Source organism: Dolomitihabitans soli, from assembly GCF_022213955.1.
GTDB lineage: Bacteria > Actinomycetota > Actinomycetes > Streptosporangiales > Streptosporangiaceae > Streptosporangium_A > Streptosporangium_A soli.
Genome location: NZ_JAKNTW010000008.1, coordinates 172,324 through 186,050, shown reverse-complemented (window position 1 = coordinate 186,050; position 13,727 = coordinate 172,324). Strand labels below are relative to the sequence as shown.

At 68.1% G+C, this 13,727-nt stretch carries 15 protein-coding genes; 7 read left to right on the top strand and 8 right to left on the bottom strand.

Annotation, left to right across the window (positions count from 1 at the left end):
- Nucleotides 1-58 precede the first annotated feature (58 nt).
- Nucleotides 59-709, top strand: coding sequence for a DsbA family oxidoreductase (locus MBA17_RS18575; RefSeq protein ID WP_238497752.1), 651 nt, complete (start codon nucleotides 59-61; stop codon nucleotides 707-709).
- Nucleotides 710-714: 5 nt separating this feature from the next.
- On the opposite strand, the gene MBA17_RS18570 is transcribed toward MBA17_RS18575, so the two are convergent.
- Nucleotides 715-1,257: an EF-hand domain-containing protein gene (locus MBA17_RS18570; protein WP_238497751.1), complete on the bottom strand. Its 543-nt coding sequence runs from the start codon at nucleotides 1,255-1,257 to the stop codon at nucleotides 715-717.
- A 332-nt stretch (nucleotides 1,258-1,589) separates the two neighbouring features.
- Here MBA17_RS18570 and MBA17_RS18565 point away from each other — a divergent pair, with 332 nt between their 5' ends.
- Both MBA17_RS18565 and MBA17_RS18560 read left to right on the top strand, forming a co-directional pair.
- On the top strand, nucleotides 1,590-2,729 hold the full coding sequence (locus tag MBA17_RS18565) for a sensor histidine kinase (protein WP_238497750.1): 1,140 nt from the start codon (nucleotides 1,590-1,592) through the stop codon (nucleotides 2,727-2,729).
- On the top strand, nucleotides 2,726-3,382 hold the full coding sequence (locus MBA17_RS18560) for a response regulator (RefSeq protein ID WP_238497749.1): 657 nt from the start codon (nucleotides 2,726-2,728) through the stop codon (nucleotides 3,380-3,382). The genes MBA17_RS18565 and MBA17_RS18560 overlap by 4 nt, the downstream gene beginning before the upstream one ends.
- Before the next feature lie 87 nt (nucleotides 3,383-3,469).
- Here the strand turns inward: MBA17_RS18560 and MBA17_RS18555 are convergent, their stop codons facing one another.
- Nucleotides 3,470-4,165 carry a DUF2306 domain-containing protein gene (locus MBA17_RS18555; RefSeq protein WP_238497748.1) on the bottom strand — a complete coding sequence of 232 codons (696 nt, stop codon included), beginning with the start codon at nucleotides 4,163-4,165 and terminating at the stop codon, nucleotides 3,470-3,472.
- A 202-nt stretch (nucleotides 4,166-4,367) separates the two neighbouring features.
- Here MBA17_RS18555 and MBA17_RS18550 point away from each other — a divergent pair, with 202 nt between their 5' ends.
- Entirely contained in the window at nucleotides 4,368-5,399 is a 1,032-nt protein-coding gene (locus tag MBA17_RS18550; protein WP_238497747.1) for an NAD(P)-dependent alcohol dehydrogenase, read from the top strand.
- A gap of 80 nt (nucleotides 5,400-5,479) precedes the next feature.
- On the opposite strand, the gene MBA17_RS18545 is transcribed toward MBA17_RS18550, so the two are convergent.
- Nucleotides 5,480-5,998 carry a hypothetical protein gene (locus tag MBA17_RS18545; RefSeq protein WP_238497746.1) on the bottom strand — a complete coding sequence of 173 codons (519 nt, stop codon included), beginning with the start codon at nucleotides 5,996-5,998 and terminating at the stop codon, nucleotides 5,480-5,482.
- Between the two features lie 147 nt (nucleotides 5,999-6,145).
- Between MBA17_RS18545 and MBA17_RS18540 the strand changes: the two genes are divergently transcribed.
- Nucleotides 6,146-6,832 (top strand): TetR/AcrR family transcriptional regulator, encoded by a 687-nt coding sequence (locus MBA17_RS18540; RefSeq protein ID WP_238497745.1) that lies wholly within the window; start codon nucleotides 6,146-6,148, stop codon nucleotides 6,830-6,832.
- 61 nt (nucleotides 6,833-6,893) lie between these two features.
- Here the strand turns inward: MBA17_RS18540 and MBA17_RS50460 are convergent, their stop codons facing one another.
- Complete coding sequence (locus MBA17_RS50460; protein WP_455432790.1) at nucleotides 6,894-8,462, bottom strand: NUDIX domain-containing protein; 1,569 nt, start codon at nucleotides 8,460-8,462, stop codon at nucleotides 6,894-6,896.
- Between the two features lie 206 nt (nucleotides 8,463-8,668).
- Here MBA17_RS50460 and MBA17_RS18525 point away from each other — a divergent pair, with 206 nt between their 5' ends.
- The gene (locus MBA17_RS18525) at nucleotides 8,669-9,832 is read left to right on the top strand and encodes an alpha/beta hydrolase family protein (RefSeq protein WP_238497744.1); all 1,164 of its coding nucleotides are present in this window, start codon (nucleotides 8,669-8,671) and stop codon (nucleotides 9,830-9,832) included.
- A 140-nt stretch (nucleotides 9,833-9,972) separates the two neighbouring features.
- Here the strand turns inward: MBA17_RS18525 and cpt are convergent, their stop codons facing one another.
- On the bottom strand, nucleotides 9,973-10,506 hold the full coding sequence (cpt, locus tag MBA17_RS18520; protein ID WP_238497743.1) for a chloramphenicol phosphotransferase CPT: 534 nt from the start codon (nucleotides 10,504-10,506) through the stop codon (nucleotides 9,973-9,975).
- 118 nt (nucleotides 10,507-10,624) lie between these two features.
- Here cpt and MBA17_RS18515 point away from each other — a divergent pair, with 118 nt between their 5' ends.
- Nucleotides 10,625-11,329: a DUF899 domain-containing protein gene (locus tag MBA17_RS18515; RefSeq protein WP_238497742.1), complete on the top strand. Its 705-nt coding sequence runs from the start codon at nucleotides 10,625-10,627 to the stop codon at nucleotides 11,327-11,329.
- An 80-nt stretch (nucleotides 11,330-11,409) separates the two neighbouring features.
- On the opposite strand, the gene MBA17_RS18510 is transcribed toward MBA17_RS18515, so the two are convergent.
- From MBA17_RS18510 to MBA17_RS18500, 3 genes are all read right to left on the bottom strand, one after another.
- Nucleotides 11,410-11,913, bottom strand: coding sequence for an NUDIX hydrolase (locus tag MBA17_RS18510; RefSeq protein WP_238497741.1), 504 nt, complete (start codon nucleotides 11,911-11,913; stop codon nucleotides 11,410-11,412).
- Between the two features lie 211 nt (nucleotides 11,914-12,124).
- The gene (locus tag MBA17_RS18505) at nucleotides 12,125-12,691 is read right to left on the bottom strand and encodes a snapalysin family zinc-dependent metalloprotease (protein ID WP_238497740.1); all 567 of its coding nucleotides are present in this window, start codon (nucleotides 12,689-12,691) and stop codon (nucleotides 12,125-12,127) included.
- A 394-nt stretch (nucleotides 12,692-13,085) separates the two neighbouring features.
- On the bottom strand, nucleotides 13,086-13,607 hold the full coding sequence (locus tag MBA17_RS18500) for an XdhC family protein (protein WP_238497739.1): 522 nt from the start codon (nucleotides 13,605-13,607) through the stop codon (nucleotides 13,086-13,088).
- Between the last annotated feature and the right edge of the window lie 120 nt (nucleotides 13,608-13,727).

Here is a 13,727-nt window from a genome sequence, read left to right as displayed (position 1 = left end):
GCAGCTTACTCGAAGGTACGTGCTTACTTTTAGATAGCCCAGAACCTAGGGTGAGCCTATGAGTGAGATCACGGTGGACATCTGGTCCGACCTCGTGTGTCCCTGGTGCTTCATCGGCAAGCGGCGGTTCGAGGCCGCGCTCGGGAAGTTCGAGCATCGCGACGCCGTACGGGTGCGGTGGCGTAGCTTCGAGCTCGATCCGGGCGCGCCTCGGGAGAGTGAGGAGGCCATTCCGCAGCGGATGCGACGCGACCTCGGGATGTCCGAGGCGCAGGCGAGGGACGGGCTGAGCCACATCACCTCGCTGGCCGCCGACGTGGGGCTGACGTATCGGCTGGAGAAGGCCCGGCCGGTGAACAGCTTCGACGCGCACCGGCTGATGCAGTACGCCGAGGATCACGGCCGGGGGGAGGCGGTGCGAGAGAGTCTGATGCGTGCCTACACCGCCGACGGGGCGCATCTCGGCGACCGGGAGACGTTGACGAGGTTGGCGGCCGAAGCGGGTCTCGACGGCGTCGCCGTACGAAAGGTGCTCGAGGGGGAGGACTACGGAGACGTGGTGCGGGCCGATGAGGAGCTCGCGCGTCGGTTCCGGGTCTCGGGGGTGCCCTCCTTCGTCTTCGCCGAGAAGTACAGCGTTTCCGGGGCCCAGCCGGTCGAGGTGTTCGCCGACCTGCTCAAGCAGGTGTGGGAGGACCGAGCGGTCTGATCGGGTCAGCGCGGCACGGGCAGCTCGAAGTGGCCGAAGATCCAGGTGCCGGGCTCGTCGGGGTCGTCGCCGGCCCAGAACTGGGTCCAGAGCCGGACGAACTCATCCTTGCCGAGATAGCCGTCGCCGTCGAGATCGAGCAGCGGGAAGATCGTGTCCGTGTCGGTGGCGCGGCCGTTCCACGTCTCGATGAGCTGGTTGAACTCGGCCGCGGAGATCCGCCCGTCGCCGCTCTGGTCGATGGCTTCGAACATCGCCAGGGCGGTCCGGATGACGGCGTCGGGGTGATCGGCCAGCTGGTCGACGATCAGCAGGACCTCTTCCAGGGTGACCGTGTCGCGGTCGGGGCTGGTCAGGAGGGTGGTCCACCAGCCCATCATGATCGAGGTCAGCCGGGCGTGGGCCGCCGAGCCCGCCGGCGAGCCCTGTAACGCGGCCCAGCGCATGGCGAGCGCCGCGAAGTCCGCTTCCTGCAGGAGGCCGTCGCCGTTGGCGTCCATCGCGTCGAACACCCGGGCCACCTTGGTTCGTTGGAACTCACTCGCCATGGGTTGGTCCTTCCAGCCGGTCTCGTGGGAGGTGCAGCCTCATGGTGGTGGAGCGGCGCTTGGGGCGACTATGGCCACTCAGGTTCACTGACTTCTCCGCACAGTAACCAAAGGGTCACCATCCGTACCGGACTTGCGCGAGCCGTCGATGATTCGCTGGTATGTGGCGGAGCGGCAAGTTGGCGTGCGTCGTCGGGGGCCACTGCCGCCGATTCCGCCGGATCCCTGCTGGTGGTGGCAGTTCATCTCACGCAATAAATGCATGTCAGCGAAATATGCGTCTCGTACTTTTGGCGGTTTATAGCGACATGAAACTCTCGTAGGATATTTACGTGCTCGCCCTTCTTCGCTCCGTGTGGGACGAGCCCAGTCCCCCCAACCCGCCAGTGCGGGTGTGGCGGGACTGGGCGCTTGTGGGGGTGCTCGTGCCGCTCGCGGTGCTCGAAGGAGTGCTGCGGCCGGAACTTCCGTGGCGGGTCATCGCGGTGATTGTCGCCGTCGGGCTGGTGCCCACATTGTTGTGGCGGCGGACCCGACCGCTGCTGATGGTCGCGATATGTTTCGTCGTCACGAGCCTGGCCCCACTGTTGATGGGCGAGCCCCCTTCGGAAATGTTCACGGTGGCGTATCTGCTGATCTTGCCGTACTCGTTGTTCCGGTGGGGATCCGGACGCGAGGCCGTGATCGGGTTGGCGATCATGATCGTCGCGGCCGGCCTCTCGATGGTGTCCGACCGCGCCGTCGTCGCCAACGTCGTCGGCGCCTTCGCCGTCATGTTCTCGGCCATCACCCTGGGCTGGGCCTTCCGGTATCGGGCCAGGGCGAGGATGCGCGAGCTCGATCAGGTCAAGCTGCTCGAACGTGAACAGCTGGCCCGCGACCTGCACGACACCGTCGCTCATCATGTCTCGGCGATGGCGATACGCGCCCAGGCGGGCATCGCCACATCGGCGTCGCGACCGAACGCCGCGACCGAGGCGCTCCACGTGATCGAGGCCGAGGCGGCGCGCGCGCTCGCCGAGATGCGCGCCATGGTCCACGTCCTCCGCCGGAACGAAACGGCGGACCTGACGCCCGGGCGGCGCATCACCGATCTCGAACAGCTCGCGGGCAGAGACCGCTCCGGTCCGTCCGTCGAGGTGGAGATCGTGGGCGACCTCGACGACCTCCCTCCATCGGTCGGGGCCGCGATCTACCGCCTGGCCCAGGAGTCGGTCACCAACGCCAGACGACATGCGCGGAACGCCACCCACATCACGGTCCGTGTCGCCGCCGACGTCAAGTCGGTGTACCTGCGCGTGAGCGACGACGGCGACAGCAGCCTCATGCGCCCGACGGCGCCGCCGGGATACGGGATCATCGGCATGATCGAACGCGCTGACCTGCTCGGCGGCACCTGCGTCGCCGGCCCGAATCCCACTCGAGGCTGGACCGTGACCGCCGAGTTGCCTCGAACGGGGCCGACGACATGAGCATCCGGGTGGTCGTCGCCGACGACCAAGAGATCGTCCGCACCGGCCTCACGATGATCCTCGACGCCCAGCCGGACATCGAGGTCATCGGCGAGGCACCCGATGGGCGACGCGCCGTCGAGCTCGCCCGCCGCCTACGCCCCGACGTGTGCCTGTTCGACATTCGCATGCCCGGCGTCGACGGCATCGAAGCCACCCGCTCCCTCGCCGGACCGACCGTCGAGGATCCCCTCGCCGTCGTCGTCATCACCACGTTCGACCTCGACGAGTACGTCTACGCCGCCCTGAGAGCCGGGGCCCGGGGTTTTCTGCTCAAGAACGCCGGCGCCGACCTGCTCTCCCAGGCCGTTCACGCCGCCGCCAACGGCGACGCGCTCATCGCCCCGAGCATCACCGCACGACTGCTCGGGGTCTTCGCCCGCGCCGGGCCCGCCTCGTCGCCGGCGCACCCCATCGAGGCGCTGACGTACCGGGAAGAGCAGATCCTGGCCACCGTGGCACGTGGGCGAACCAACAGCGAGATCGCCGACGAGCTCTACATCTCGCTCAGCACCGTCAAGTCCCACATCGCCAGCCTGATGGCCAAGCTCGGCGCCCGCAATCGCGTCGAGATCGCCATATGGGCCTATGAGACCAACCGCGTCAAGAGCTGAGCCGGACGCAGTGGCAAGTCCCGTTTCTCGACGGTCGGGGGACACGGCGTGTTCCTTCACCGGTCCGCACGACCGCCCACGGAAGCATCAGTAGCGCCCGGGTCGGTTGGCCGGCCGCCTGCGGATGATCCATTCGGCCACGGCGAGGTTGATCACCCAGCCGGCGCCCACGAGCAGCGCTCTGGGGATCTCGCCAGGTGTGCCGACGATCACCATCCAGGGCCCGAGGATCAGCGCCTGCGTGCCTGCGCCCAGGCCGATCGCGTAACCGCGGGTCATCCAGGCGCGGTGCCGGGCGATGTCCCGCCGCCGGATCGCGGCGAAGCCGAGAACGATGGCCAGGACCATGGCCGAGCCGAACACGAGCCGGAAGCCGGCAAGGAGATCACCGTCACCGACAGGGCGGGGATAGAACAGGGTCATCCACAGACCCGAAAGCGCTGCGACGAGTCCGCATGGGACCACGACCCGCCCGGCGACCCGGTGCCAGCCGGACTTCCGGCGGCGGAACCGGGGGGCGAATTGGAAGGCCCCCAGAATGCTGTACAGGGAGACGCCGACGATGTGCAGCACCACGGGAAGGGGCGCCGCGAAGAATCGTGCGTTGGCCGGCGTGATTTCCGCGCCGCCTGTCAGCTCGGTCAGGCGGACGGCTCCGGCGGCCATCGGAACGGCGCTGAGCACGATCAGCGCAGCGGGCACGAGCCAATTCGCCCTGGCGGAGGAGGTGTTCGTCGGCCGGCCACTTCGCGGCGACTGCGGGATCGGGCTCTCGTTGGTCATGACTCGATCGTGACGAATGAGGCGGTGGCGGCTCATCGGTGGAACGGCCTGATCTGAGTCGGCCGATCATCCACCAATCAGGCGTACTTTCGGCTGATGAGTCCTTTGCATTGGCCTTCTACCGTAATTTGCGTGGCTCAAGAAGCGCATCTGATTGGCGATGCCTCCTATCAATTCGGGCCACGACGTGTGGCGGTCCCCGATGGACTTTCGCCACGGCCGACACCCGCTGGATGAGGAGAATACGATGAAGGCGTTCGTTCTGCGCTCGTACGGTTCACCCGACGCATTAGATCTCACCGAAATCGGTAAGCCCGTGCCCGGCGATGACGAGGTGCTGGTCCGGGTGCGCGCCACCTCCGTCCAGCCCTATGACTGGCACCACATGAGAGGCGAGCCGTACATCGCGCGTCTGATGGGCGGCGGTCCCGGGCTGCGCAAGCCGAAGATCAACATCCTGGGCGCCGACATGGCGGGGCAGGTCGAGGCGGTCGGCAAGGACGTGACGGAGTTCCGCCCCGGCGACGAGGTGTTCGCGATGCTCAAGCAGGGCGGCTTCGCCGAGTACGTATGCGTCCGTGCGGGCGAACTGGCGCCGAAGCCGAAGAACCTGTCGTTCGAGGAGGCGGCGGCGGTGCCGATGGCGGCCAACACCGCCCTGCTGGGCCTGCGCGACATGGGACGAATTCAGCCGGGACAGAGAATTCTCGTCAACGGGGCTTCGGGAGGCGTGGGGACGTTCGCCGTGCAGATCGCCAAGGCGTTCGGCGCGGAGGTCACCGGCGTCTGCAGCACGCGGAATGTGGACCTGGTCCGATCGATCGGCGCGGACAAGGTCATCGACTACACCGCGGAGGATTTCACGCGGAATGGAGAGCGCTACGATCTTCTGCTGGACAACGCGGGAAGCCACTCGGGAAAGGCATACCGTCGGGTGTTGACGCCCAAGGGAACCTACGTCGGAGTCGGCGGGCGGAGCGGCCGATGGATACGACCCGTGGGCCGTATGTTCTCGACGCTCGCGATGTCGCCGCTCGTGTCTCAGAGAATGGTCATGGCGAACGTGGTTCAATGCACGGAGAACAAAAAGAACCTGATGACCCTGGCCGAGTTCATCGAGGACGGCAAGATAACGCCGGTCATCGACCGGCGTTATCCATTCGAGGAAATCCCTGCGGCCATCCGATACATGGAGGAGGGGCATGCTCCTGGGAAGGTCGTCATCGAGGTCTGAGATCTTCACCGGCTCGGCAGCGGGCGCACGATCGAGCTTGGCCCGCTGCCGGTAGTCGTATGTGTGTGGGGGCTTGCCGGTCACGCGGCGGCGGTGACTGCCAGGGCGAGGATCGAGGCGCCGAAGACCACGATGTGCCGGACCTTCCCCAGCGTCCACGTCCAGGTGGGGAAGCCGGCTTCGGCGGCCGCCAGGAGGGCGGGCACGTCGATCCGGGCCAGGTCCGGGTCGCCCTTGCGGGCGAAGGCGGCACGCACCGACTTCTCGGCGGTGAGCTGGCTGTAGAGGATGGCGCCGTTGGCGATCAGGACGAGCGTCTGCACGATCCAGGTGGCGGTGTGCGCCCAGGGGACGGTGAACAGGTTGAGCCCGGCCAGGCCGATCATGAGGGCGGCGATGCTCACCGGGGCCCAGGTCTCGTGGCCGCCGGCGTCGAACCGCATCCCGTTGTCGGCCAGGACGGTCGTCGGCACGTTCTGCCGGGTCAGCTCCGCGTGCGCCCGGGCCGTGGCGGTGGCCCCGTAGCGGTTCCGAACCAGCGGGATGCTCACGAAGGCCAGGGCGACGAGGATCTGCATCACGGCGATGACGATGTTCATGGGGGTCTCTTCTCTGTTGCGCCGAGGCTGGTGCCGGGCGGCCGGTTGAACTAAGTGCAAGAGCAACGTAACGCGGCACTTGAACTAAGTGCAAGCCCTGACTTGAACTTAGTGCAAGAGGGGTATGCCTGCTCTATCCTGAGGGCCATGCCACGCGACACGTTGACCCGGGACGAGATCGTCTCCACCGCCGTAGAACTGCTCGACGAGGAGGGCCTGGACGGCCTGAACATGCGCAGCCTCGGCAGGCGGCTCGGCGCGGCCGCCACAGCGGTCTACTGGCACGTCAAGAACAAGGACGACATCCTGCTGCTGGCAGGCGACCACGTCTGGGACGAGGTCGAGACGCCCGATTTGGCCGCCGTGGACTGGCGGACGGCGGCCACCAGGATGGCCGCCAGCCTGCACGCCATGTTCGTCAGGCACCCGTGGCTGGTGCAGGCTCTCGGCTCGTACCTCCTCTACGGCCCGCGCAAGGCCCGCCACGACGAACACAGCCTGGCCGTCTTCGAGGCGGCCGGCTTCCGCGACGCGGCGGCCGACCGGGCCGCGGCCGCCGTCTTCACCTACGTGCTCGGAAACGTGCTCGGCACATCCGCCCTGGATTCGCTCACCAAGCGGCTGAACCGCACCGGCAAGAACGCCGAGGAACTCATCGGGGAGGCCATGACCCAGGCTCGCGAGATCGCCATGGGCTTCCCGCGCCTGCGCATCCGCGTGGACGCGCCGTCGGCGGACTACAACATGTCGCCCGAGGACACCTTCGAATACGGTCTCCGGGCCCTCCTCGACGGCCTGGAGGCCGACCTCCGCCACGAAGGACGGCCGGTGTAGGGATATCTGATGAAAGACGGGGGTGCTTCCTGTCTTACGGCCATCTGAGAGTCGGCTTGTGCTACCGCGTCCGACCGGTCCGCACGCGGTCGGGCGCGGCACGCTGCATGCGCGTGTCGGCGATGATTCGCTGGTCCGTGGTGGTGAGGCGGAGCGGCGAGTCGGCGGGCAGCAGGTGTACGCCGTCCGGGACGGGTGTGGAGGCGTCGCACTCGACGGTGAAGACGAAGCGGCGTGCGGGGAGTCCGGTGGGGGAGATGTAGTCGTCCGCCCGGACGAAGACGGGGTCGCCGGGGACGATTCGGGCCGCCGCCGCCGTCAGGGATTCGCCGTGCCGTACGAGGGTGGTGGGGAGGTGGTCGGTTTCGGGGGTGGAGTGGATGAGGAGGGTGTCCTTGTGGTGGCCGAGTACTGTGACCGTCATTTCCTGGTATCCGGCGCGGGTGGCCTCCGCGGCGAGGTCGGTGGGGGCGGGGGTCGCCCAGCCGTGCAGGGAGAGAGGGAGTCCGGTCGCGCGGATTCCGGCGGCGGCGTAGGGGATGGTGCCGGGCGGGAGGTCGTCGAGGGGATGCCAGGCGAGTTCGGCGCACTTGTGTGGTTCAGCGTTGACCGGATTGCCGCGCCATTTGCGTGAAGTGAAGAAGATTCCGATCCGTGCGGTTCCGCCGGGGTTGCGGTGGTGCACCACGTTGGTGGGTTCGAGGTCGACGAGGTCGACGCCGAGCTCCTCGCGGGCCTCCCTGATGGCGGTGTCCACCACGGATTCACCCTCTTCGAGGTGTCCCGATGGCATGATCTGCCACTCCCCGTCGGCGTACCCGGTGTTCTCGCGCCTGCCGAGCAGCACCCGGCCGGCCGGGTCGAGAAGCAGCACGTGGACGTCCACGACCGGTCGATAACGCCCACCGCTGGTGAAGGTCTCCAGGAGTGCGGGGATGGTGTCGGTATTCATGCTGAGATAGTCGGCCAGCTCGATCGGCACCAGATGCACGCCGCGCAGCCCCTCGGGGGTGAACGGGACCCGCTGGATCTCGTGGGTGCCGTTGGCGGGATCGTCGAACTCGGGGCCGCTGCGCCGGGACAGGTCGAGAGAGTGCAGCCGGCAGGCGAAGACGCTGTACCTGGCGCCGGGAGCGTCCAGGGTGATCAGCGGGAGGGCGGGGCCGGTGGTGGCGCCGAGTTCCTCGTCCAGTTCGCGGCGGAGCGCGGCCTCCAGACCGTCGTCGCCGGACTCGACCTGGCCGCCGGGCGTGATCCAGTACGGCTCGCGGCCCGCCCGCACCCGGCGGAACAGCACGAGGTCGTCGCCGTCCAGCAGAACGGCGCGGACGCTGTGCCGTACCGGCAGATTCTGGAGCACGATCCCCTGGGTGAGGGCTCCACGTTCGGCCGACTTGGCTTCGCGGAGGAGTTCCAGACCGGCGGGGTCCAGGTCGTGGAGACGGGCGAGGGCGTGCAGGACTTCGAGGATGTCGGCGAGTTCGCCGGGATGCCGCGAGGTGAGGTACTCGTTGGTCTCCTCGGCGAGCTTGGCCCGTAGCAACCCGGCTCGCTCATCCGGCGCCGCCTGCCGGTAGGTGTTGCCGGGGTACACGTCGGGGATCTTGTCGCGGACCAGTTTCTCAGCCATGCTGAGCCATTCTGCATTTCCAGCTCGCAACTGGAGTTGAAGAACGCGGACGACAGCGCGACGGCGCCCCCGGTCTCCTGCAAGCTGACGGGATTGTCCTGGAAGGGGCGAGATCCGGCTCGTGAACCAGACCCTGACTAAAGACGGGGGTGGCGCCTGACCTACGTCAGTGTCGCCCGTACGGCCGGAATCCGTACGGTTCGATCATGTCCAGAATTGCTCGCGGCTTCCTGGCCGCTCTGCTCGCCGCCGCGCTTCCGATCGGTGCGGTGGCCGCGGCGGTGCCCGCAACCGCCGAGAGCTCCGCGCCCGTCTCTGAGCCCCGGCTCGTGCTGCCCCGCCCGACAGGTCCGAACGCGGTCGGCCGCGACACGCTGCATCTCGTCGACAAGGATCGCCCGGACCCGTGGGTGCCCAAGGCGGGGGCGCGGGAGCTGATGGTGTCGATGTTCTATCCCGCCCGCCGGGGATCGGGTGCAGTCGCTCCCTACATGGGAAAGGAGGAGGCCAGGCTGCTGCTTGAGTTCCAGAAACTGGACAAGGCGATCCCGGTCAAGACGGTGACCGCCACCCGGACGAACGCCCGCGCCGGCGCCCGTCCCGTCGCCGGCCGGTATCCGCTGGTCGTGTTGTCGCCCGGGTTCTCGCTGCCGCGCACCACTCTCACCCTGGTCGCCGAGGACCTCGCCAGCCGGGGATACGTCGTCGCGGCGGTCGACCACGCTTACGAGTCGTCGGGCACGGCGTTCCCCGGCGGGCGGATGACCACCTGCGTCGCCTGCGAGCTGGCCGAAGACCGTGGGATCAAGGTCGTCGCGGAGGGCCGCGCCAAGGACGTGTCCTTCGTGCTCGACGAGCTGACCGGGCGTCGTCCGGCCTGGAAGCACGCCGGGATGATCGACCGTGGCCGGATCGGCATGGCCGGGCACTCCATCGGCGGAAACAGCGCCGCGCGGACCATGGAGACCGACCGCCGGGTGCGGGCCGGGGTCAACATGGACGGCACGTTCTTCGCCCCGGTGCCCGCCGCCGGCCTCGACGGACGCCCCTTCATGATGCTCGGCACCGAATCCCTGCACCGTCCGGGTGGCAAGGATGAGTCCTGGGACCGGGACTGGGCTCGGCTGGACGGCTGGAAGCGCTGGCTGACCGTGGCCGGTTCGGGGCACTTCACCTTCATCGACCTGCCGGTGCTCGGCGGCCAGCTCGGCCTGTCCACGCCGGACGCGCCGCTGTCGGGGCGGCGTTCGGGGGAGATCACGCGTGACTACGTCGGCGCCTTCTTCGACCTGCACCTGCGCGGTATCCGGCAGCCGCTGCTCGACGGGCCTTCGACGGCCAACCCCGAGGTGAAGTTCCAGACCCCCTGACAGGAGCGAACCCAAGGCCAGGCCCGTCGGCCTGGCCTTTCCGCTTCGCGTCTGCCGCAGGGCGGCAAGGTGGAGCCGGAGCCCCGTGAATCAGCCGCCACCGGTCGACGGCGAGCCGTACGAGGGAAGGGTGTGGCCGGTCAGCCGACGTGACCGGCGATCGTCCGCGCGCACTCCATGGCCTCGGTGCTCGTCGTGTCCACTTCGAGGTCGTAGTGGACTCCCTGGTGGACCACCTGGGCCTGTGACCGGGCCATCCCGGAGATCCGGTCGCCACGGGCGACCTCGCGGCCCGCCGCGACCGCGCTGTCACAACGCACTCCGACCCAGAGCACCTGGAGACCGTGCAGCGCGGTCCGCCACCGGTCCTGCGAGTGCGTCCCGCCGAGGAACACGTCGTCCACGATGATCCGCGCCCCGGCGTGGGCCATCGCCGCGATGCCCCGGCACCAGGCGTTGTCCAGCGCGCGGAAGGCCGGGCCGACGGACACCGCCCCGTCCGGGCTGAACTCGATGCCCTCCCCCGACGCCCGCATGGCGGCGGGCATCGCCTCGACCAACGTGTCGACCCCGAGGGCCAGCCACGGCTCCGGCAGAACCGCCTGCAGACAGCGCGCGATGCCGGATTTGCCGGCGCTGGAACCGCCATTGAGCACAATCACCTGTATCGCCACGACGTCACCCTAGACGGCCGGGTCCGGTGCGGTGCGGTAGGGGTTCCCGGCTATGGCTGTGCGGGGGTTTCCTGCCTAATCTCGCCAGAGACGTATTTCGAAAATCAAGGAGAGCAGCATGGATCTTCCGCAGGTCGTGTCACGGGAGGAATGGCTGACCGCCAGAAAGGAGCTTCTCGCCAAGGAGAAGGAGCTCTCCCGCGTGCGGGATGCGATCAACGAGGAACGCCGCGGGCTGCCCATGGTGAAGGTCGACAAGGACTACGTCTTCGAGGGGCCGGAGGGGAGTTCGGGTCTGCTCGACCTGTTCGACGGCCGTCGGCAGCTCATCGTCTACCACTTCATGTGGTTATGGGACACCAACGAGGGCTGTTCCAGCTGCTCGATGCTGACCGACAACATCGGCCATCTGTCGCACCTGCACGCCGCCGACACCTCGCTGGCCCTCGTCTCGCGCGCGCCGTTCGCGGACATCCAGCGGTTCAGGGCGCGGATGGGCTGGACGGTGCCGTGGTACTCGTCGTACCGAAGCAACTTCAACTACGACTTCAACGCCACGATGGACGAAAGCGTCGCCCCCGTCGAGTACAACTACAAGGACAAGGCGACGCTGACCCTGGAAGGGCTCTCCTTCTTCATCAAGGGCGACGGGCACGGCGTGAGCGTCTTCCTGCGCGACGGCGACGAGGTCTTCCACACCTACTCGACCTATGGACGCGGCGCCGACCTGATGGTGGGCACCTTCAACTATCTCGACCTGACGGCCCTGGGCAGGCAACGGCACATCAGCCAGTTCCTCCACCACGACAGGTACGACACCTGACGACCTCGGGGGCGTCGATCGTCGTCCGCGGCGACGCGCTCCCTGGGCCCTCTTGAGAGGGCCCCAGGGATCCGGCGGGTCTACTGCGGGTGGTGCCAGGGCAGGAGGACGGGCTCGCTGGGGGCTCCTTCGGCCAGCAGCCGGTCCAGCAGTACGGCGATGCTGGGCGGGATGAGGTTCTCGCCGGTGCTCCGCAGGTCGGGAAGGGTCCACCAGCGGTGGGTGTCCAGCAGGGAGCGTTCGCGATCCTCCATGCCGGAGATGTCCACCTGGAACTCGGGCACCCGGAGGAAGAAGTAATAGTCCTCGGAGTGGAACAGCCGGCCATCGGCACTCGTCCAGTGGCCCGAGCTGGTCGCCACCACGGGACCGAAGGCTTCGGGGGTGGCCGAGCGGCCGGTCTCCTCCCGCAACTCCCGTGCCGCCGCCGCGGTCAGCGCCTCGCCCGGATTGACGCCGCCGCCCGGGGTGAACCACGCGTAGTCGGTTTTCTTGGTCATGCCCAGACCGCGGTACAGCAGCACACGCTCGCGGTCGTCGACGAGGAGGATACGGGCGGAGGGACGGGAGATCGCTTCAACCACGAGGGCGAGCATAGGCCGTCGGGGTCGGTGACGCGCGATCGTGGTGGGCCCAGGACGTCCGTTCGGTGACAGGCCCGCACGGCGGTTCCGCCGGGATCTTCCCCCGTACGGCATGCGAGATCGTCACGGCGTCGCCGTCGGGCGTCATGTCCCGAGCGGGCCCCGTCGCCTTCCTGCTCGGAAGGTGACGGGGCGGGCGGCGGGCGATCGTCTACGGCGTGGGGACCAGGACGTCGTCGATGTAGAGCTCGCCGAACTCGATGTCGGGGGTGGAACCGGCGAAGTTACGGTTGACCGCGGCTCGTTCCGCGCTGCTCGGGTTCGCGTTGGTGCAGCTCACGGGGGCGCTAGAGCCTGACATCAGGTCCGAGCAGAGGCCGGTGCGCCGGTCGGGGAGGCCGAGGATGTGGCCGATCTCGTGGGTGGCGATCCGCAGCGGGAAGTATCCCTGCTCAGTCGCCTGCCGGCCCATCCAGATGGTGCCCCGGCCCAGGCTGGTCACCTGGGCCCGGGGCCAGCCGTTGTCGGCCAGGACGATGAAGTCGGCGGGCGTGCCGGCGACGAGCTGGACGTTGGTCACGCTGGCGTTCCAGACCTGCGCCGCCTGGTTCACCACGGTGCGGAACTCCGCGGCCCGGCTGGCGTCGTACCTGAGCACCCGGACCGCGGCAGCCGATGGCACGTCGTCGGTCGCGGGCGCCGCCTGGGCGGGGGACATGCTGAAGAGGACGATCAGTCCGAGGACGAAGGCGATGGTGACACGTAAGAACCTCGACACAGGGGGCTCCTCGAGCGATGGGGGTGATCGGCTTACACGAGGTGGACGGGAAGCACCGCCGGTGAACACCGGGGTCAGACGGGATGGAATCCCCCCGGTAAGGGGATGCAGTCAAGGTATGCGCTGGGCCGTTCGCTGAATACGACTCAAAATCCCCCTATTTCCGTGTTATGGGGCAAATGGCAGCTCGCCCTCTCAAAGCGCGTCCGGTTCCGCGGGATGGGGCCTGCCCCTGCAGTATGAGATGCCCCGCCTTACGTCGTCACCAGGTCAGGCGGTGCTGAGGGCGCCCAGAGAACGGCGCAGGCCGATCTCGCGGCGGCGCTCCAGCACCGAGATGACCATGGTGTTGGGGTACGACCAGGCGGCGACCTTCAACGCTCGTCTGGAACGGTCATCTCGCGAACGTGAAGCCGCCGGGGCGGTCGTTGCGGTCGGCGATCAGGCCGGCGAGGGTGGCGACGGCGATTTCCGGTGGGGTCCGGGAGCCGATGTCGAGACCGATCGGGCGGTGCACCCGGGCGATCTCGGCGGCCGGTACGCCCAGGTCGGTGAGCGCCTGGACGTGGGGGCCCTGGTGGCGAGGGCTTCCGATGATGCCGATCCAGCGGACCGGGCGGCCGAGCACGTCACGCAGTATCGGGCCGATGCCGTCCCGGTGGTGGTCGGTGACCACGACGTCGGTGGAGTCGTCGAAATCCGCGGTCGGTTCGGTCACCCGCTTCACGCCGGGGAAATCGGCCGGGCGGTCCGCGTCGGGCTCCAGCAGGATCGTGCGATAGCCCAGGTCAGCCGCGTATCTCAGCAGGAATCCGGCCATGGGCGAAGCGAAGACCGCGACGAGTGTTCGCGGCTGCTCACCGGGAGCGGCCTCCCCGTGCGCCACGGCGCAGGACGCATCATGAACATGACTCATGCCAGAACCCTTACCCGAACCCTTCTCCCTTCACCATAGGACAGCCGAACGCGCACCCCCGGTCACAGAGCGGGCTTCATCTGCCGACGCGACTTCACAGCCACGGTGAGACGGCCCCGT

Bases quoted from the DNA above. Each gene is read 5' to 3' on its own strand.
- MBA17_RS18575 (WP_238497752.1), top strand. From the start codon at position 59: ATGAGTGAGATCACGGTGGACATCTGGTCCGACCTCGTGTGTCCCTGG.
- MBA17_RS18570 (WP_238497751.1), bottom strand. From the start codon at position 1,257: ATGGCGAGTGAGTTCCAACGAACCAAGGTGGCCCGGGTGTTCGACGCG.
- MBA17_RS18560 (WP_238497749.1), top strand. From the start codon at position 2,726: ATGAGCATCCGGGTGGTCGTCGCCGACGACCAAGAGATCGTCCGCACC.
- MBA17_RS18555 (WP_238497748.1), bottom strand. From the start codon at position 4,165: ATGACCAACGAGAGCCCGATCCCGCAGTCGCCGCGAAGTGGCCGGCCG.
- MBA17_RS18550 (WP_238497747.1), top strand. From the start codon at position 4,368: ATGGACTTTCGCCACGGCCGACACCCGCTGGATGAGGAGAATACGATG.
- MBA17_RS18545 (WP_238497746.1), bottom strand. From the start codon at position 5,998: ATGAACATCGTCATCGCCGTGATGCAGATCCTCGTCGCCCTGGCCTTC.
- MBA17_RS18540 (WP_238497745.1), top strand. From the start codon at position 6,146: ATGCCACGCGACACGTTGACCCGGGACGAGATCGTCTCCACCGCCGTA.
- MBA17_RS50460 (WP_455432790.1), bottom strand. From the start codon at position 8,462: ATGGCTGAGAAACTGGTCCGCGACAAGATCCCCGACGTGTACCCCGGC.
- MBA17_RS18525 (WP_238497744.1), top strand. From the start codon at position 8,669: ATGTCCAGAATTGCTCGCGGCTTCCTGGCCGCTCTGCTCGCCGCCGCG.
- MBA17_RS18515 (WP_238497742.1), top strand. From the start codon at position 10,625: ATGGATCTTCCGCAGGTCGTGTCACGGGAGGAATGGCTGACCGCCAGA.
- MBA17_RS18500 (WP_238497739.1), bottom strand. From the start codon at position 13,607: ATGAGTCATGTTCATGATGCGTCCTGCGCCGTGGCGCACGGGGAGGCC.